The sequence below is a fragment of the Paenarthrobacter sp. NPDC089322 genome (assembly GCF_040684895.1).
Taxonomy (GTDB): Bacteria; Actinomycetota; Actinomycetes; order Actinomycetales; family Micrococcaceae; genus Arthrobacter.
This window is the reverse complement of the sequence record NZ_JBFBGW010000002.1, coordinates 99714-118279: the sequence shown is the minus strand read 5'-3', so window position 1 is coordinate 118279 and position 18566 is coordinate 99714. Positions and strand designations below refer to the sequence as shown.

Here is an 18566-nt window from a genome sequence, read left to right as displayed (position 1 = left end):
CTGCAGCCATGGCTGTCTCCTTTGGTCAATGCCAGTTACTGATACCCAGCGTACCTGATACGCTGGGTATCGTGAACACTGCCAGTAAGGGTTTCCCTGATTACTCCGCAGCTCCCGGCGCTGCTGCGGGCGGCGCCCCGGTTGAGGTGGTTGACGGGCGTGCTGCGCGATGGCAAAACCACAGGGAAGAACGGCGCAGGGAGCTCATCAAGGCGGCCCGGAAGGCTGTTCATGCACTCGGCAGCGATGCTTCGATGGAGGACATCGCCACCGCGGCCGGCACTTCGAAATCCGTCTACTACCGCTACTTCGGTGACAAGGCCGGACTTCAGCAGGCCATGGGTGAGGTGGTGCTGGGGCAAATGCAGCGTCGCATGCGGGAAGCAGCCCAGCTCGCACAGACGCCCAGGGAAGGGTTGTTCGCCATGGTGTCCGCCTACCTTCAAATGGCCGAATCCAGTCCCAACGTCTATGCATTCATTACGCGGCTGTCTCCAGGGGAAGCGTCCGCCCAGGATGCCCTCGCAGCCTCCGGAGCTTTGGGCAACTTCTTCGAGCAAATCAGCGAGATGTTGGCTACTCCCATGAGGCAATACCTGGGTGCCGATAACGAGGCCTTGATCGACTACTGGCCTACGGCCGCCATCGGTCTGGTCCGGAATGCCGGTGAGATGTGGCTGGGCAGCCCGGCGTCGTCGTCAAAACCGGACCAGGCAACCATGGCCGGACACATCACAGACTGGCTCTGCCTGGGCATAGCCCCCGCACTCAAGGGCGCCACCTGACAGCAATGACCCATCAGTTGTAGGAACCAACGAAGGAAACAACATGACTGAAGTAGTGGACCGGGCATCATCAGCCCGGCAACCTGCCGGGCGCGATGACGCCGTGGCAGGCAAGAACGGGTTCCAAGGCAACAGCGGCGAACCGGTGGTCGACGTCGCTGCGCTCGGCGAACAACTCCTCGGAAAGTGGGCAAGCGTCCGGCATCAGGCCCGTAGCCTGGCGGGACGTCCCGAGGTGCAAAAGATTGAAGGACTCACCCATACCCAACACCGCGAACGTGTCTTCGGCCAATTGAAGTTCCTGGTGGACAACAACGCCGTGCACCGCGCATTTCCCGCGAGGCTTGGCGGTTCGGACGATCACGGCGGCAACATCGCGGGTTTCGAGGAACTCGTCACGGCTGACCCGTCACTCCAGATCAAGGCGGGCGTTCAATGGGGACTCTTTGGCTCCGCAGTGATGCACCTGGGGACCCGGGAGCATCACGATAAATGGCTCCCCGGAATCATGGCTTTGGACATACCCGGCTGCTTCGCGATGACGGAAACCGGTCACGGTTCCGATGTGGCCAGCATTGCCACGACCGCGACGTACGACGAAGCAAGCCAGGAGTTCGTTATCGATACGCCTTTCCGGGCTGCATGGAAGGACTACATCGGCAATGCAGCAAACGACGGCTTGGCTGCCGTGGTGTTCGCCCAACTTGTGACCAGGAACGTGAACCATGGCGTCCACGCCTTCTACGTGGAACTTCGTGATCCGGCAACCAAAGAGTTCCTGCCGGGTATCGGCGGTGAAGACGACGGAATCAAGGGTGGACTCAACGGCATTGACAACGGCCGCCTGCATTTCACCAAGGTGCGCATCCCCCGCACCAACCTGTTGAACCGCTATGGCGACGTCGCGGTGGACGGCACGTACTCGTCCTCCATCCCGAGCCCGGGCCGCCGCTTCTTCACCATGCTCGGAACCTTGGTCCAGGGGCGCGTCTCCTTGGATGGGGCAGCCGTCGCGGCGAGCAAGGTAGCGCTGAAGACTGCCATTCACTACGCTACCGAGCGGCGCCAGTTCAACGCTTCCTCCGCCACTGACGAAGAGGTGCTGCTGGACTACCAGCGCCATCAGCGCCGGCTCTTTACGCGGCTTGCGACCACCTACGCCGCCGGCTTTGCGCACGAACAACTCCTGCAGAAATTCGACGACGTTTTCTCCGGCGCGCATGACACCGACGCCGACCGCCAGGACTTGGAGACGCTCGCGGCCGCCCTTAAGCCGCTGAGCACGTGGCACGCTTTGGACACCCTGCAGGAATGCCGGGAGGCCTGCGGCGGCGCAGGATTCCTGATCGAGAACCGCTTCGCTTCGCTGCGTTCAGACCTGGATGTCTACGTGACCTTCGAGGGCGACAACACCGTGCTTCTTCAGTTGGTGGCCAAGAGACTGCTGGCTGACTACGCCAAGGAATTCCGCAGCGCTGATTTCGGCGTGCTGGCCCGCTACGTGGTGGACCAGGCTGCGGGTGTTGCCCTGCACCGCACAGGTCTGCGCCAAGTGGCGCAGTTCGTGGCGGATACGGGGTCAGTGCAGAAGGCAGCTTTGGCATTGCGCGACGAGGAAGGCCAGCGCACCTTGCTTGCCGATCGTGTGCAGTCCATGGTTGCCGAGGTAGGCGCGGCGTTGAAGGGCGCCAATAAATTGCCCCAGCACCAGGCAGCGGCGCTGTTCAACCAGCATCAGCACGAACTCATCGAAGCTGCTCAGGCACACGCGGAGCTTCTTCAATGGGAAGCCTTCACGGAGGCCCTTGCGGTGGTTCCGGACCAAGGTACCAAGCAGGTTCTCACCTGGCTGCGCGACCTGTTCGGGCTGTCGCTCATCGAAAAGCACCTGTCCTGGTACCTCATGAACGGTCGCCTCTCCATGCAGCGCGGCCGAACCGTAGGCACCTATATCAACCGCTTGCTGGTCAAGATCCGCCCCCACGCCCTGCATTTGGTGGACGCTTTCGGCTATGGACCGGAGCATCTTCGCGCGGCGATCGCCACGGGGGCGGAAGCGAAACGCCAGGACGAAGCCCGGGAGCATTTCCGTGAGCAACGTGCCAGTGGTTCCGCCCCGGCCGATGAGAAGTCTTTGCTGGCGTTGAAGGCTGCAAACTCCCGCTAGCAGCACCGGATGACCAAGCGGTGAATTCTTGCGGAAGTCTTGCAAGAACGACGGCGCCGTCCCCGCTAAGGGGGCGACGCCGTCGTTGTTGGTACTGCTACCGGGACGATATCCCGGGCTCAATGTTTAGTTAAGGACCGAACGGTAGACCTCGAGTGTTGTTTGGGTAATGGACTCCCAGGAGAAGTGCTCCTCGGCGCGCCGCCTCCCGGCGGCCCCCATCTCGCGCGCCCTGGCGGGGTTGGCAACCACGTCGTTGAGAGCCGCGGCGAAGTCGCTGACGAACTTCTCCGGGTCAAGCGGGGTGCCGGTCCCATCGGTGACCTGCTCCAACGGCACCAGAAGCCCCGTCTCGCCATGCTGGACAACCTCCGGGATGCCGCCGGTTGCACTGGCCACCACTGCGGCACCGCATGCCATTGCTTCAAGATTGACGATGCCCAGGGGTTCGTAAATGGAGGGGCAAGCGAAAGCCGTGGCGTGGCTCAGTACCTGGATGAGTTCGCGGCGGGGAAGCATCCGCTCGATGAGGATCACACCCTCGCGCTTACTCTGCAGATCCTCGATGAGGCGGGCTGTTTCGGCTGCCAGTTCGGGAGTGTCGGCAGCGCCGAGGCACAGGACCAGTTGTACGTCTTCGGGCAGGCTGGACGCGGCGCGCAGCAAGTAGGGAACGCCTTTTTGGCGGGTGTTGCGGCCCACGAACACCACGCTGGGCTTGGCAGGATCAATGCCCAAGGCCCGGATGGCATCGTCTTCCTCGTCCCGCTCCCACAGGGACACGTCGATGCCGTTATGAACGACGCGGACCTTGGCGGGATCGACGTTCGGGTAACTGCGAAGGATGTCCTGGCGCATTCCATCCGAGACGGCGATGATGGCCGCCGCGGCTTCATAGGCAGTCTTCTCGACCCACGAGGACAGTGCGTAGCCGCCGCCGAGCTGCTCGGCCTTCCACGGACGCAGCGGCTCGAGGCTGTGGGCGCTGAGCACGTGCGGAATGCCGTGGAGAAGCGAAGCGAGGTGTCCGGCCATGTTGGCGTACCAAGTGTGCGAGTGGACCAGGTCCGCTCCCGCGATATCCGGAACGATCCGCAGATCGACACCCAGGGTCTGGATGGCGGCGTTCACGTCACCGAGGTCCTCTGGAGTACCGTACGACGCCACCGTGGCGCCATGGTAGTCCTCATCCCGTGGCGCCCCGAACGCCCGGACGTGAAGGTCAACGTGCTTTGCCAGCACGCGGCTGAGCTCGGCCACGTGGACACCGGCACCGCCATAAATTTCCGGAGGGAATTCTTTAGTCACAATGTCTATTCGCACGTTACCCAACGTAGTCGTTCCGGCTTATGTGTTCTAGTGTGAAAGAGTCCGGAAAATCGGACTTTTGGGGGCTACGAAGACGTACGGGGAGCTATGACCATGGCGTTGAAGAAAGTATTGGCGATCGTTTTGGCAGGCGGGGAAGGCAACCGCCTGATGCCGTTGACGGCGGACAGGGCCAAACCGGCCGTTCCGTTTGCCGGCGGCTATAGACTTATTGACTTTGCACTATCGAATCTGGTCAATTCGGGATATTTGAAAATCGTGGTCCTGACGCAGTACAAATCGCACAGCCTTGACCGCCATATCTCCGAGACCTGGCGGATGTCCACGCAGTTGGGCCGCTACGTAGCCTCCGTGCCCGCCCAACAGCGCGTCGGCAAGAGCTGGTTCCTGGGCAGCGCCAACGCCATCTACCAATCGCTGAACCTTATTCATGACGACGCCCCGGACATCGTAGTAGTCGTCGGCGCCGACCACGTGTACCGCATGGACTTCTCGCAGATGGTGGAGCAACACATTGCGAGCGGCGCCAAAGCGACCGTGGCAGCCGTCCGCCAGCCCCTGAACATGGCAAACCAATTCGGCGTGATCGAAGTCGACCAGAACGATCCCCAAAAGATCGCAGCGTTCGTGGAAAAGCCTGCCAGCACTCCCGGCCTGGCCGCCGACCCCACGCAATTCCTGGCCTCCATGGGTAACTATGTGTTCAATGCCGACGCCCTTGTGGAGGCTTTGCATGTGGACGCAGAGCGCTTGGACACCAAGCACGACATGGGCGGGGACATCATTCCCTACTTCGTGGACAAGGGCGAAGCCGGAGTCTATGACTTCACCCTGAACGACATCCCGGGCGCTACCGAGCGGGACCGCACCTACTGGCGCGACGTGGGTACTATCGACTCCTTCTACGACGCCCACGTAGACCTCATTTCGCCGGTCCCGATTTTCAACCTCTATAACTCGGAATGGCCTATCTACACGCGCCAGAGCATTTCCCCGCCCGCGAAGTTCGTGCGCGGCGAGAACAACACCGTTGGAACAGCCCTCGATTCCATCGTGGCCAGCGGTGTAGTAATTTCCGGCGGCATCGTTGAGGGCTCGGTACTGTCGAACGACGTCTTTGTGGAATCCGGGAGCCGCGTTCAGGACTCCGTGCTGATGGACAAGGTCCGCGTCGGCGAAGGCGCCGTGATCAAGCGCGCCATCCTGGACAAGAACGTCAAGGTTCCGGCAGGGGCCGCGATCGGCCTTGATCCGGCGTTGGACAAGGCCAGGGGCTACAAGGTCACGGAATCCGGCATCACCGTCCTTGCCAAGGGGCAGGTTGTTCCCGAGCCGGACGAAGCGGAACTCGCGTTGTCCGCGGAGTATCGCCGCAGCCTGCCGGAGGCAGTCAAGGCAGCAACCCAGGGCGACCCCGCCATCCGCGACTCTGCCGAGAAGGTGGCCGCCGGTATCCAGGCCCGGGTGGTCGACACAGCATCGCAAGGAGCCGGACGCTAGCAGAACCGGAGGCAGGCCCAAGGCTCCCAAGGCTGTAAAATCAGGTCAATGAGCTCCACCGATCTGACGCCTGAAGAGATCCAGGCCTGCCTCAAGGTTCTGACCACGATCCACGTCTATGACGAGGAGCACCCGGACTACATCGCAGTCCGCCGTGCCACGGGCAAGATGTTCAAGGCAGTCAAGCGGCATCGCCGGGTCACCAAACGTGACCAGATCGCAGAAGCCGATCGAGCCGTGATTGCGCTGACCGCAACTGCAGCTCCCGACCGTATCGATGATGAAACGCGCGGCAACAAGCTGGCCACATCAGCAACGGGAGAAATTGCCGGCCACCTGATCCGTTCACGCCCCTGCTACATTTGCAAGCAGCATTACACCCAGGTGGACGCCTTCTACCACCAGCTGTGCCCGGAATGTGCGGCGTTCAGCCACAGCAAGCGGGACGCCCGGACGGACCTGACAGGACGAAGGGCATTGCTCACCGGGGGCCGGGCAAAGATCGGCATGTACATCGCCCTCCGGCTCCTCAGGGATGGCGCGCACACCACCATTACTACCCGGTTCCCCAAGGACGCGGCACGTCGCTTTGCCGCGATGGAAGACTCTGCAGAGTGGCTGCACCGGCTGCGGATCGTCGGCATAGACCTCCGCGACCCCGCCCAGGTGATGGCCCTGACAGACTCCCTCAACGAGGCCGGTCCCCTGGATATCATCATCAACAATGCCGCCCAAACCGTTCGTCGCTCCGGTAACGCCTACAAGCCTTTGGTAGATGCCGAGGACGAGCCGCTGCCGCCCGCGTTGCAAGCAGGCAACGGCGGTCCAGAGCTCGTCACTTTCGGCCACGCGCACGACAAGCATCCCCTGGCCTTGGCGAGCAGCGTCACGGAGCATCCTGTCCTTGCAGGCGATGCGATCACCTCGTTGGCGCTCTCCACCGGCTCGGCTTCCCTGGCCAGGATCGAAGCCGGTACGGCGATCGACGCCGGTGGGCTCGTGCCGGACCTGGCCACGATCAACAGCTGGACTCAAGTGGTGGACGAGGTGGATCCCCTCGAAATGCTCGAAGTGCAGCTCTGCAACGTCACCGCTCCCTTCCTGCTGGTCAGCCGGTTGCGTGAAGCGATGAAGCGGTCCACTGCGCGCCGTAAGTACATCGTGAACGTCTCGGCCATGGAGGGCCAGTTCTCCCGAGCATACAAGGGACCGGGCCACCCCCACACCAATATGGCAAAGGCGGCATTGAACATGATGACCCGGACCAGCGCGCAGGAAATGCTGGAATCCGATGGCATCCTGATGACCGCTGTGGATACCGGCTGGATCACGGACGAACGCCCCCACTACACCAAGGTTCGCCTCATGGAAGAAGGCTTCCACGCGCCACTGGACCTGGTGGACGGCGCCGCGCGTGTATACGACCCCATCGTCATGGGCGAACGGGGCGAGGATCAGTATGGCGTCTTCCTGAAGGACTACAAGCCCTCCCCCTGGTAAATCGGCGCGGCTCACAGCAATGGCCCTTTGGAAAACTCCAAAGGGCCATTGGTCTTTTAGGCTCCTACGCGAGCCGGGTGATTTCCACCGATACGGACAGTCCTGAACCACCGCCGCCTGAAAGGATACCCTTCAACGGCGGGACGTCCCGGTAGTCCCGTCCCCGCGCCACAGTCACGTGGTAGTCCCCGGCCGGCTTGTGGTTGGTGGGGTCCCAGCTACGCCACTCACCGTCCCACCACTCCAACCATGCATGCGACTGGCCAGCTACAGTTTCTCCGACATCCGCCGAGGACCTGGGGTGAATGTAACCCGACACGTAGCGCGCAGGGATGCCACAACTCCTCAATGAGCCGATCGCGAGATGGGCAAGATCCTGGCAGACGCCTTGCCGCTGCGTCCACGCTTGCTCGGCATTGGTGGTGACGCCGGTGGTGCCTTTCATGTAGGTCATCTCGCCGGCCATCCACGAGAAGACTGCCAGCGCTGCCTCGTGCGGGTTCCTGCCGTCGACGACCCCCGGGACAATGCCAAGGACTTCGTCTCCGGGCCCGCTGAGACGGGATTGCGGCAACCAGTCGCTGAATTCGTCCTGGACCTTCCCTGAGGACAGCACATCCCATCCGACGATGTCGTCCTCGCTGGCTACACGTTCCACGCGGTGGACCTCGACGGTGGCCGTAGCAAGGACCTCGAGGTTCTCGTGGGGCATCTGCATGTCGAAGGCAGTGACACGGGTGCCCCAATAGTCCCTGTAGGTGCTGACGGAAGCCTGGTTGGGCGACACCTTCAAGGAGGACTCGAGCACAACCTGCTGTCCATCTGTCAGCGGAGTCATCCTGGCCTCGTTGTAGGACAATGTCACGCGGCGGTTGTATTTGTATGCCGTTTTGTGGACGATGCTCAGCCGGGTCATGAAACTTCTCCCACCCAGGCATGCTCATCGGCCTGATTGAAGTACTTACGGGAAATTGCGTCGGACGCCTGGGTTACTGCCTTCTGCACCCGTTCCATGTGCTCAGGCAGTTCCGACATGAGGTCGTCCGTACGGTGGAACTCAAGGAAGGTCCGCGCCTGCCCCACTATGCGACGGGCATCGTTGATGAAGCCGACGCGCTGTGCTGACGGATCCAGTTTGGCCAAGCACTCATCCGCGTCGCGGAGGGCGTACACGATGGACCGCGGAAACAACCGGTCCAGGAGGAGGAACTCTGCCGCGTGCTGATCGCCGAAAGCTGCCCGCCGGGTGCGGATGAAAGACTCGTAGGCCCCGGCACAGCGCAGCATGTTGACCCAGGACATCCCGGCGGACTGGACGTCGCGCGTGGACAGCATGCGGGCCGTCATGTCTGCGCGCTCCAGCGAGCGTCCAAGCACCATGAACAACCAGCTCTCATCGTGGCTCACCGTGGTATCGGCCAGGCCCCTCACCATCGCCGTCCGCTCAAGCACCCAGTTGCAGAACCTGTACGTTCCCACAACGTCCTTGCGGTGCTGGTTGAGTCCGTAATAGGTGGTGTTCAAGCTCTCCCAAAGCGACTGCGAGACTGTCTCCCGTGCCCTGCGGGCATTTTCGCGGGCAGCGCCCAAGGATCCTGCGATCGATGACGCGCTCTGCTTGTCATAGGCCAGGGCATGCAGCAGTTCGGGCAGGCCGAACTCTTCATTCTGGGGTTTCGCGCCCATGACGGCGAGGAGTTCCCGGGCGACGCTGCGCTGTTCCTCCAAAGGCAAGTGGTTCAAGCGTTCCAGGTGCACGTCCAGGATTCTTGCGGTGCCGTCCGCACGCTCTACATAGCGTCCGATCCAGAAAAGTGACTCGGCAATACGGCTCAGCATTGGACTGTGCCTCCTTTACGTGGTGCATGGGGGGTTTCCCGGTTCACTGCTGCTGCTCCGACTGGCGGTCCCGCCAATTGCTTTCCACAGGCCACACGGAGACCTGCTCACGAACGGTTACTGACTGGCGCGGGATGACTTCCGCCGGCATTTGCGGCGAGTTAGCCACCACCCATGTGTCCTTGGAGCCGCCACCCTGGCTCGAATTCACGATGAGTGAGCCTTCCTTGAGCGCCACACGCGTGAGTCCGCCCGGAAGGACCCACACGTCGTCGCCGTCGTTGACGGCAAAGGGCCGAAGGTCCACGTGCCGGGGACCGAATTTGTCACCGGAAAGCGTGGGCACCGTGGAGAGTTGCAGCACGGGCTGGGCGATCCAACCCCGGGGATCGGCAATCACGCGCTTGCGCAAGGCATCGAGCTCCTCCTTGGACGCGTCCGGACCAATGACGAGGCCCTTGCCCCCGGAGCCATCCACGGGCTTGACCACCAGTTCCTCCAGTCGGTCCAGGACGTGTTCCCTGGCCTCCTTTTCTTCGAGCCGGAAGGTGTCCACGTTGGCGATGATCGGCTCTTCGTGAAGGTAGTACCGGATGAGGTCAGGCACGTAACTGTACACGAGCTTGTCGTCTGCGACACCGTTGCCGACGGCGTTCGCAATGGTCACTCCCCCGGCTCGGGCCGCATTGACGAGCCCGGGGCAACCGAGCATGGAATCGGAGCGGAACTGCAGGGGGTCCAGGAAGTCGTCGTCGATGCGCTTGTAGATGACATCGACTCGCTGTTCTCCGGCCGTGGTCCGCATGTAGACGCGGTTGCCGCGGCAGATGAGGTCGCGTCCTTCCACCAGTTCCACGCCCATGAGCCCGGCGAGGAGGGTGTGCTCAAAGTATGCGCTGTTGAAGACGCCAGGGGTCAGGACGACGACCGTGGGGTCGTCCACGCCCGCGGGCGCGGTCTTGCGCAACGCAGACAGTAGCCGGCGGGGGTATTCTTCCACTGGCCGGATGTGCTGCTGGCCGAATGCTTCGGGCAGGCCCTTTGCCATGGCCCGCCTGTTCTCCAACACGTAGCTCACCCCGGAGGGAACCCGGACATTGTCCTCAAGTACCCGGAACGTGCCGGCCGCATCGCGGACGACGTCGATCCCGGAAACATGGACGCGCACGCCGCCTGACGGTTCGAAACCATGGACGGCGCGGTGGAAGTGCGCGCTCGTCGTCACCAACTGGCGCGGGATCACCCCGTCCGTGACAACCGCCATCCGCCCGTAGACGTCGTTGAGGAAAGCCTCGAGTGCCTTGACCCGCTGGGCGACGCCGCGTTCCAGGACATCCCATTCGTCCGAGGGAATGACCCTGGGAACGATGTCCAGGGGGAATGGCCGTTCCTCCCCCGCGTAGTCGAACGTGACGCCCCGGTCCAGGAAGGTACGCGCCATGGAGTCAGCGCGGGCCGTGACATCCGCCAGGGAAAGTTCCCGCAGGGCGCCGGCAACCTGACCGTAGGATCTTCGGGCCACGTGGCCCGGGGCAAACATCTCGTCGTAGGCACCGCTGCGTGCAGCGGCCTCTGAGTAATCCTGGAAGAGGTCAGACATGGGAATTAGACAATCACCTTTTTGGGTCGAGCGCATTTCGCACTGATTGTGTCGCAGTTTCGCAGGTAGCCCGGTTCGCCAATCCGTGCCCTCATCCGGCAGGGTTGACGCATGCCCTTCAACAGTTATGTGCCCCAGCTCAGACGGCTGGGGCCGGGGGTGGTCCTCAGCATCGCCGCGACGGGGCTTGCCTTCACCATCCATGCGCTCATCCCGGCCATTCCGGCCATGACGCTTGCTGTGGCTTTGGGGCTCCTCTCAGCAAATATACCGGGGACTGCCGTGTGGGCTGCGGGGCGTGCCCGTCCCGGGCTGGACTTCGGCGGGAAGCACTTGATGCGTGCCGGGATCGTCCTGTTGGGGTTGAAGGTCAGCATGGGTGACGTTCTGGGGCTGGGCTGGTTGGCGCTGCTCCTGATTACGGGCGTGGTGCTGCTGAGCCTCGCCGGGACCTATGGGCTCGCCCGCGTGCTGCGCCTTCCCGGCGAGGCCGCCCTCCTGATCGCCACGGGGTTTTCCATTTGTGGCGCGTCCGCCATTGGAGCCATGGCTGCTGTGCGTCGGATCAAGCATCAGGACACGGTCCTTCCGGTCGCCCTGGTGACGCTGTGCGGGACCTTGGCGATCGGCGTCCTGCCGCTCCTGATGCACCCGCTCGGCCTGGAACCTGAACAGTTCGGGGCGTGGACCGGCGCGTCCGTCCACGACGTAGGCCAGGTGGTCGCCACAGCGCAAACCGCCGGTCCAGCGGCACTGGCGGTCGCCGTCGTCGTCAAACTGACACGGGTGGTCCTGCTCGCGCCCATTGCGGCAGCGGCGGGGCTCCAGCAGCGGCTTCTCCACGTGCGTCGGCGCGCCAACCAAGCGGACGCCGACGGGAAGTTTCCGCCCATCATCCCGCTGTTTGTCCTTGGTTTCATCGCCATGGTGGGGATCCGGACCATGGGCTGGGCGGGACCCGCGGTGCTTGAAGCTGCAGCGGCCCTCCAGGACATCCTGCTGGCAACAGCCTTGTTCGGCCTGGGTTCGGCCGTACGCGTGCGTACCCTGATCCATACGGGCGGCCGTGCGATGATCGTTGCTTTGGGCTCCTGGCTGCTGATCGCCACACTCGGCCTGTGCGCCGCGTGGATCATGATTAGATAGCTGTGTGTCGAATCACAATCTTTCCCGCGACGAAGCTGCCATCCGTTCAGCCCTGATTACCACCCAAAGCTACGACGTCACGCTTGATGTCCGCGACGCGGCAGATCCCGCAGTCGCCGGATACCCCAGCACCAGCACCATCCTCTTCTCGGCCGAGCCCGGGTCGGCCACTTTCCTGGACTTCATCAGCGGCGGCGTGGACAGCGTTGTCCTCAATGGCGTCCCGTTGGATGTCACAAGGGTGGTTGACCGTGACCGGATCGTCCTTGAAGGCCTCGCCGCTGAGAACGAGGTGACGGTGAGCGGAACCGCGCTGTACAGCAGGTCCGGCGAGGGAATGCATCGTTTCGTGGACCCCGCCGACGGCCGGTGCTACCTCTACACGCAGTACGAACCGGCCGATAGTCGTCGCGTTTTCGCCAACTTTGAGCAGCCCGACCTCAAGGCTGAATTCACCTTCCATGTCATCGCGCCGTCCGGCTGGGAAGTGGCCTCCAACGGACATGAGGTATCGCGCTCCCCTGTCCCTGGCGACGCCCAAGCGCAGCGGTGGGACTTCGCCACCACCAAGCGGATGTCCACCTACATCACCACCATCCTCGCGGGGCCGTACTTCAAGGCGGTGGACCACTGGGGCAAAACGTTCGACGACGGCACCAACCTTGAGGTGCCGCTGGCCCTTTACTGCCGCGCATCACTCTCGGACTCGTTCGATGCCGACGAACTGTTCAGGCTGACGAAGAACGGCTTGGAGTTCTTCAACGAACTCTTCGATTACCCCTATCCGTGGGGGAAATACGATCAAGCGTTCGTGCCGGAGTACAACCTTGGCGCCATGGAAAATCCCGGACTGGTGACTTTCACCGAAAAGTACGTCTACGCTTCGCGGGCCACCGACGCCCAATACCAGGGCCGCGCCAATACGCTCATGCACGAGATGGCCCATATGTGGTTCGGCGACCTTGTCACCATGACGTGGTGGGACGACTTGTGGCTCAAGGAATCGTTTGCCGACTACATGGGAACCCTCGGGGTGGACCGCGCTACTGACTGGGATACGGCGTGGGTGAACTTCGCCAACAAACGCAAGGCCTGGGCCTACGTACAGGATCAATTGCCCACGACCCACCCCATCGTGGCGGACATTCCCGACCTTGAAGCTGCCAAACAAAACTTCGACGGCATCACTTATGCCAAGGGCGCGTCGGTCCTGAAGCAGTTGGTGTCCTATGTGGGATTCGAGGCGTTCATCGAGGGCTCACGCCAGTATTTCCGGAGTCACGAATTCGGCAACACCTCCCTGGAAGATCTTCTGCAAGCCCTTGGCGCCGCCTCCGGAAGGGACCTTGCCGTCTGGGCCAGGCAGTGGCTCCAGACGGCGGGCATCTCAACGTTGACAGCGGAAATCGTTGAGGATGGCGGCTTGATGGGCGCAGTGACCCTCCGCCAGGATGCCATTGACCCCCTGACCGGAAAGCAGGAACTCCGTCCCCATCGGATGCGCCTGGGCTTGTACGATCCCGACACCGCCGGACACCTCATCCGCCGGGAAAGCATCGAGATGGACGTAACCGGTCCGAGCACTCTTGTGGGTGAATTGGCAGGGAAACCGCGCCCGGCGCTGCTCTTGGTCAATGATGACGATCTTAGCTATGCCAAGGTCCGGCTGGACGAAGCCTCGGAAGAAACCGTCCGGACTTCGCTCGACAAAGTCAAGGACCCGATGGCCCGCGCCCTGTGTTGGACTGCCCTCTGGGATTCGGCACGCGATGGCGTGAGCCCCGCGGCACGGTACATCGCCGCCGTCGAACGTTTCGCACCGGCGGAAACGGGCATCGGCGTACTGTCCAACGTGCTCGGCAACGCAGCAGGCGCCCTTGAACGGTACGTTCCGGCGGCCATCCGGGACGGCGTCCGTAAAGATTTCCTGGCCGTGGCTGCATCCCAATTGCTCGCAGCAGCCCCGGGATCCGACCAGCAACTGGCTTGGGCACGGACGTTGTCCGACGTATCGCGCCATGGGGATAGTGAACTCACCTTGCTTCGAGGCATCCTGGACGGCAGTACCGTGATTGACGGCTTGGCCGTTGATGCTGAACTTCGGTGGGGTCTTTGGCAGGCGCTGGCAGCGCACGGACAGGCTTCCTTGGCTGAGCTGGATGCCGAACTCGCTTCCGACAGGACGGCGTCGGGGCGGGAAGGACATGCGACGGCGGCGGCCGCACGGCCGGATGCCGCCGTCAAGGCCGCGGCCTGGGACGCAGCCGTGAACTCTTCTGGGCTCTCCAACGAAATCCTCAGCGCAACCATCACCGGATTCACCATTGCCCCCGCATCCATGCTGCATCCGTATATAGAGCCGTACTTCGAATGCCTGGAGCACGTTTGGGCGGAGCGCAGCATCGAGATTGCCGGCAGGATCGTGCGGGGTCTATTCCCGGGCACGCAGGATCTGGACGAAGGGACCGAACCGGCAGGGCACCCGGTGTTGCTGCGGACGGACAAGTGGTTGCATGACCACGCCGATGCACCCCGGGCACTTCGCCGCATTGTCATCGAGCAGCGGAGCCACCTGATGCGGGCGTTGACGGCCCAAGCGGCCAAGGCTTAGGGGACCCTGTTCAGCCACTCCTCCGTGCCGAACTTCGCATCAACCCGTTTCCGTGCCTCAGTCAACTCCGCCTCGGTCAACGCGGACTCAACCGCCCCGTAGCGCTCGGTGAAGACTTCCTGCATGGCACCGATGATGGCGGCCCGTGCCATTCCTGTCTGACGGCGCAGCGGATCCACACGCTTCTTGGCGCTCCGTGTCCCTTTATCAGAAAGCTTTTCTTTGCCTATCCGGAGGACGTCCACCATCTTGTCGGCGTCGATGTCGTAGCTCATGGTCACGTGGTGCAGCATCCCGCCGTTGGCCAGGCGCTTCTGGGCGGCTCCCCCGATCTTGCCTTGATCGGTGGCAATGTCATTGAGGGGCACGTAGAAGGCCGATATCCCCAGCTTCTCCAGGGCTGCCATGACCCAGGCGTCCAAGAACGCGTAGGAGTCGGCGAAGCTGATCCCGTCCACGAGCGTTTGGGGCACGTAAAGGGAGTACGTGATGCAGTTGCCGGCTTCCATGAACATCGCTCCGCCACCGCTGATCCGCCGGACAACCGTAATGCCATGCCTGGCAACGCCCTCCGGATCCACTTCATTGCGGACGGACTGGAAGCTGCCGATGACCACGGACGGCTCTTCCCAGTCCCAGAACCTCAACGTAGGGTTGCGAAGCCCTGCACCGACTTCCTCCGTGAGGACTTCGTCCAGGGCAACGTTAACCGGCGTGGGCAGCACGGAGGGCGGAATGATGTCCCACTGATGATCGGCCCAGCCGGTTGCCTTGGACAAGGCACGGCGAACGGTCACGGCTACAGCCTCTGCGGAGAAACCGAACAGCACCGCACCGTCCGTAAGCCCCGCACCCACGGCTGCTGCGATATCGGCGGCGGATGAGGTTACAGCCAACCCCGTCAGGGCCATATTGATATCCAGCAGCGCTTCATCAGGTTCAAGGAAGAAGTCTCCGCTGACCGAGACATTGGCCAACAGGCCATCATGGACGTCCAGGTCAACCACCACCAGTTTGCCCCCGGGAACTTTGTATTCCCCGTGAAGCCGGGTGCCGTGGTCGTGCATTTCCTGGGCCGGGTGCGAAGTCATGGGTTCCATCTTGCCGGAAAAGGCGAAGGCCCGCATTGCCGGAATCAGGCAATGCGGGCCTTCGATAAGACTTGGGGAGAAGTGGATTACTTCTTGCCGCCGAAGCCCTTGAAGCGAGCGTTGAAGCGCTCGACGCGGCCTGCGGAGTCCATGATGCGCTGCTTGCCCGTGTAGAACGGGTGGGACTCGGAGGAGATTTCGACGTCGATGACCGGGTAGGTGTTGCCGTCTTCCCACTCGATGGTCTTGGAAGAAGACACGGTGGACTTGGTCAGGAACTTGACGCCGGAAGCCAGGTCGTTGAAAACAACAGCTTCGTACTTCGGGTGGATATCAGACTTCATAATGGGACCTTTGTTCGCGCAACTGGATTTTGCCAGCTGCCAGGTATGAATGGAGGTGGTCCTTTGCCGCCGAATATCAATTCAAGTGGCCGGGCCAACAACCAATCATAGCTGAAACCCTCATCGGAAACTAACCGGCACTGACGGTCCGTCCGAAGCGCTCAGTCCCTGGGCCGCAATTCCCAGAACGCCACCGCCGAGGCGGCAGCAACGTTGAGGGAATCCACGCCGGCGCGCATGGGAATCTTGACGGCGAGGTCGACGGCGGCAAGCGTGCCTGCGCTCATGCCGGCGCCTTCCGTCCCCAGCACCAATGCGAGTTTCGGGATCCGGCGGGCAGCTACCTCATCAAGGTCCAGGGAATCGTCGGTCAGCTCCATGGCTGCCACCGTGAAGCCCTCTTCGTGCAACACGTTGAGGTCCCCCGGCCAGCTTTCCAGGCGCGCCCACGGTACTTGGAAGACAGTGCCCATGCTGACGCGGACACTCCGACGGTACAGCGGGTCACCGCAGCGTGGCGAAACGAGCACGGCATCTACGCCGAGCGCCGCCGCGGAGCGGAAGATGGCACCGACGTTGGTGTGGTCGACGATGTCTTCAAGCACGGCAACGCGGGCCGCCTTGGCCAAAAGTTCACGGAGCGGGACAGGTGCGGGCCGGTGCATGGCGGCCATGGCGCCGCGGTGGAGGTGGAAGCCCGTGATTTCTTCCAGGAGTGCAGCTTTGCCAATGAAGACGGGAACGTCGGGGTACTCTTCGAAGACGTCGCGCAGATCGTCCAGCCATTTTTCGGCAAGGAAGAAGGAGCGTGGCTGGTGGCCTGCCGCCAACGCCCTCCGGAGTACCCGGGAGGACTCTGCGATGTACATTCCTTCCTCGGGCTCACGGAGCTTGCGAAGGTGCACGTCGGTAAGACTGGTGTAGTCCGTAACCCGCGGGTCGTCAGCGGATTCCAGATAGTGAAAAGTCACGGCTGGATCATTTCAACAGATTGGCGATCATGAAGCCTAGGGCAACGATTCCGAGGGTGAAGATCACTGCCCTGAGGACGGGGGGTGACAACCTTCGACCTACCTTGGAGCCCACCAGGCCGCCGATGGTGGAGCTCACTGCGATGAGCAGCACCACAAGCCAGTTGATGCGGTCGAAGGCGAAGACCAAATAGGACACCGCCGCAACCATGTTGACGCCCAACACCAGGATGTTCTTCATGGCGTTGGCGTTCTGCATGGTGCCGGTAAGGAACACTCCGAGGATTCCCACCAGCAGGATGCCTTGCGCAGCAACGAAGTAGCCGCCGTAGACGCCGGCCAGATAGACGAGCACCACCAAGAGGATGCCGTGGCTACGGTCACGAAGGGCATGCTCGGGGTTTTCTTCCCGGCTGCGGACCCAGGACTGAAGCCGCGGCTGGAATACCACCATCAAAAGGGCAAGGACCAGCAGGACCGGCGCCACATAGTGGAAGACTTTCTCCGGGAGGTGCAGCAGCAGCCAGGCTCCTGTGATGCCCCCAAGAAGCGAAGCGGGGAGGAGCTTTGCCAACTGCCGTCCGCGGCCGGCAAGCTCGCGGCGATACCCCCAGGCTCCGGACGCGTTGCCGGCAACGAGCCCCATGGCGTTGCTCATGGAGGCGACTACCGGAGTGACGCCCAAGGCAATCAGTACGGGGAAAGTAACGAGCGTGCCGGAGCCGACCACCGCATTGATGGTGCCTGCCCACAAGCCCGCAAAAAAGACCAGGACGCTGCTAAGGATCTCCACGGGTAAGGACCGAACCTGCCTAGCGGCGGGCAGTGGCCGTGTAACGGCCGCCGTTCTCTGCGACGTCGAGAGTGAGGCCAAAGGTGGTGCTGAGGTGCTCGTCCGTCAGGACATCCTTGATCGGACCGGCAGCCACTACTCCCCCTTCGCGCAGGAGCATCGCGTGGGTGAAGCCCGGGGGGACTTCTTCAAGGTGATGGGTCACCAGGACCATCGCCGGAGCTGCTTCGTCGCTCGCGAGTTCACCGAGCTTGTGCACGAGTTCTTCACGGCCGCCAAGGTCCAGGCCCGCGGCCGGTTCGTCCAGGAGCAGTAATTCGGGGTCCGTCATGAGGGCACGGGCAATTTGGACCCGCTTGCGCTCACCCTCCGACAACGTGGCAAACGTCCTGTTTAACAGCGGACCCATCCCCCAGTCGTTGAGCAACGCGAAGGCGCGCCGCTCGTCGTCGCGCTCATAACCTTCGCGCCAGCGGCCGGTGACGCCATAGGCGGCGGTCACGACGACGTTCAGGACATTCTCGTGTTCCGGAATGTGTGATGCCAAAGCTGCCGAGGAGAGGCCGATGCGGGGACGCAGTTCGAAGACGTCGACCCGACCAAGGACTTCGTCGAGGATTCCGGCCTTGCCGCTGCTCGGATGAAGGCGTGCGGCCGCGATCTGGAGAAGGGTGGTCTTGCCTGCGCCGTTCGGTCCCAGGATGACCCAGCGTTCGCCTTCATTGACTTGCCAGTCCACCTTGTCCAGCAGGGTCTTCTTGCCTCGGACAACGCTGACGGAAGCCATCTCCAGAACATCACTCATAGCAGTAGACACTAGGACAAAAAGGCATGTGACTGATAACCGGCTGTTCTGCCCATTTGCCGGTATGAAACGAATTCGAGGGCAT

At 62.5% G+C, this 18566-nt stretch carries 15 protein-coding genes; 6 read left to right on the top strand and 9 right to left on the bottom strand.

The genetic code is table 11. The annotated features are described in order from the left end of the window. Nucleotides 1-8 precede the first annotated feature (8 nt). Nucleotides 9-785 carry a TetR/AcrR family transcriptional regulator gene (locus AB0N65_RS02595; RefSeq protein WP_364157982.1) on the top strand — a complete coding sequence of 259 codons (777 nt, stop codon included), beginning with the start codon at nt 9-11 and terminating at the stop codon, nt 783-785. Between the two features lie 43 nt (nt 786-828). Further along, a complete protein-coding gene (locus AB0N65_RS02590) occupies nt 829-2952 on the top strand; it encodes an acyl-CoA dehydrogenase (protein WP_364157293.1) in 2124 nt (707 codons plus the stop codon). A gap of 126 nt (nt 2953-3078) precedes the next feature. Here the strand turns inward: AB0N65_RS02590 and glgA are convergent, their stop codons facing one another. Next, on the bottom strand, nt 3079-4275 hold the full coding sequence (glgA, locus tag AB0N65_RS02585) for a glycogen synthase (protein ID WP_364157290.1): 1197 nt from the start codon (nt 4273-4275) through the stop codon (nt 3079-3081). A gap of 93 nt (nt 4276-4368) precedes the next feature. On the opposite strand from glgA, the gene glgC reads away from it, so the two are divergent. Together glgC and AB0N65_RS02575 are read left to right on the top strand one after the other, a co-directional pair. Further along, on the top strand, nt 4369-5781 hold the full coding sequence (gene glgC / locus AB0N65_RS02580) for a glucose-1-phosphate adenylyltransferase (RefSeq protein WP_364157287.1): 1413 nt from the start codon (nt 4369-4371) through the stop codon (nt 5779-5781). A gap of 48 nt (nt 5782-5829) precedes the next feature. Continuing rightward, nucleotides 5830-7281 carry an SDR family NAD(P)-dependent oxidoreductase gene (locus AB0N65_RS02575; RefSeq protein WP_364157285.1) on the top strand — a complete coding sequence of 484 codons (1452 nt, stop codon included), beginning with the start codon at nt 5830-5832 and terminating at the stop codon, nt 7279-7281. Between the two features lie 64 nt (nt 7282-7345). Here AB0N65_RS02575 and AB0N65_RS02570 read toward each other — a convergent pair whose 3' ends face one another. Genes AB0N65_RS02570 through AB0N65_RS02560 form a run of 3 tightly spaced genes read right to left on the bottom strand, consistent with a single transcriptional unit; the run spans nt 7346 to nt 10720 of the window. After that, the gene (locus AB0N65_RS02570; RefSeq protein ID WP_364157282.1) at nt 7346-8197 is read right to left on the bottom strand and encodes a transglutaminase family protein; all 852 of its coding nucleotides are present in this window, start codon (nt 8195-8197) and stop codon (nt 7346-7348) included. Next, nucleotides 8194-9120 (bottom strand): alpha-E domain-containing protein, encoded by a 927-nt coding sequence (locus AB0N65_RS02565; protein ID WP_364157280.1) that lies wholly within the window; start codon nt 9118-9120, stop codon nt 8194-8196. Before AB0N65_RS02565 ends, AB0N65_RS02570 begins: the two co-directional genes overlap by 4 nt. Nucleotides 9121-9163: 43 nt before the next feature. Continuing rightward, nucleotides 9164-10720: a circularly permuted type 2 ATP-grasp protein gene (locus AB0N65_RS02560; RefSeq protein WP_364157277.1), complete on the bottom strand. Its 1557-nt coding sequence runs from the start codon at nt 10718-10720 to the stop codon at nt 9164-9166. A gap of 111 nt (nt 10721-10831) precedes the next feature. Here AB0N65_RS02560 and AB0N65_RS02555 point away from each other — a divergent pair, with 111 nt between their 5' ends. Beyond that, a complete protein-coding gene (locus AB0N65_RS02555; protein ID WP_364157274.1) occupies nt 10832-11866 on the top strand; it encodes a putative sulfate exporter family transporter in 1035 nt (344 codons plus the stop codon). A 4-nt stretch (nt 11867-11870) separates the two neighbouring features. Further along, the gene (pepN, locus tag AB0N65_RS02550) at nt 11871-14477 is read left to right on the top strand and encodes an aminopeptidase N (protein ID WP_364157271.1); all 2607 of its coding nucleotides are present in this window, start codon (nt 11871-11873) and stop codon (nt 14475-14477) included. Here pepN and AB0N65_RS02545 read toward each other — a convergent pair. The 5 genes from AB0N65_RS02545 to AB0N65_RS02525 form a co-directional block, all read right to left on the bottom strand. Then, nucleotides 14474-15568 (bottom strand): biotin/lipoate A/B protein ligase family protein, encoded by a 1095-nt coding sequence (locus AB0N65_RS02545; protein ID WP_364157268.1) that lies wholly within the window; start codon nt 15566-15568, stop codon nt 14474-14476. The two genes, pepN and AB0N65_RS02545, sit on opposite strands and share 4 nt — an antisense overlap. Before the next feature lie 86 nt (nt 15569-15654). Continuing rightward, nucleotides 15655-15912 (bottom strand): type B 50S ribosomal protein L31, encoded by a 258-nt coding sequence (locus tag AB0N65_RS02540; RefSeq protein WP_009358283.1) that lies wholly within the window; start codon nt 15910-15912, stop codon nt 15655-15657. 161 nt (nt 15913-16073) lie between these two features. Continuing rightward, a complete protein-coding gene (locus AB0N65_RS02535; protein WP_364157264.1) occupies nt 16074-16883 on the bottom strand; it encodes an RNA methyltransferase in 810 nt (269 codons plus the stop codon). 7 nt (nt 16884-16890) lie between these two features. After that, entirely contained in the window at nt 16891-17676 is a 786-nt protein-coding gene (locus AB0N65_RS02530) for a sulfite exporter TauE/SafE family protein (protein WP_364157262.1), read from the bottom strand. Between the two features lie 19 nt (nt 17677-17695). Then, nucleotides 17696-18481, bottom strand: a complete 786-nt coding sequence (locus AB0N65_RS02525) for an ABC transporter ATP-binding protein (protein WP_364157260.1) — start codon at nt 18479-18481, stop codon at nt 17696-17698. Nucleotides 18482-18566 lie beyond the last annotated feature (85 nt).

Bases quoted from the DNA above. Each gene is read 5' to 3' on its own strand.
- AB0N65_RS02595 (WP_364157982.1), top strand. From the start codon at position 9: ATGGCTGTCTCCTTTGGTCAATGCCAGTTACTGATACCCAGCGTACCT.
- AB0N65_RS02590 (WP_364157293.1), top strand. From the start codon at position 829: ATGACTGAAGTAGTGGACCGGGCATCATCAGCCCGGCAACCTGCCGGG.
- glgC (WP_364157287.1), top strand. From the start codon at position 4,369: ATGACCATGGCGTTGAAGAAAGTATTGGCGATCGTTTTGGCAGGCGGG.
- AB0N65_RS02575 (WP_364157285.1), top strand. From the start codon at position 5,830: ATGAGCTCCACCGATCTGACGCCTGAAGAGATCCAGGCCTGCCTCAAG.
- AB0N65_RS02570 (WP_364157282.1), bottom strand. From the start codon at position 8,197: ATGACCCGGCTGAGCATCGTCCACAAAACGGCATACAAATACAACCGC.
- AB0N65_RS02565 (WP_364157280.1), bottom strand. From the start codon at position 9,120: ATGCTGAGCCGTATTGCCGAGTCACTTTTCTGGATCGGACGCTATGTA.
- AB0N65_RS02560 (WP_364157277.1), bottom strand. From the start codon at position 10,720: ATGTCTGACCTCTTCCAGGATTACTCAGAGGCCGCTGCACGCAGCGGT.
- AB0N65_RS02555 (WP_364157274.1), top strand. From the start codon at position 10,832: ATGCCCTTCAACAGTTATGTGCCCCAGCTCAGACGGCTGGGGCCGGGG.
- AB0N65_RS02545 (WP_364157268.1), bottom strand. From the start codon at position 15,568: ATGACTTCGCACCCGGCCCAGGAAATGCACGACCACGGCACCCGGCTT.
- AB0N65_RS02540 (WP_009358283.1), bottom strand. From the start codon at position 15,912: ATGAAGTCTGATATCCACCCGAAGTACGAAGCTGTTGTTTTCAACGAC.
- AB0N65_RS02525 (WP_364157260.1), bottom strand. From the start codon at position 18,481: ATGAGTGATGTTCTGGAGATGGCTTCCGTCAGCGTTGTCCGAGGCAAG.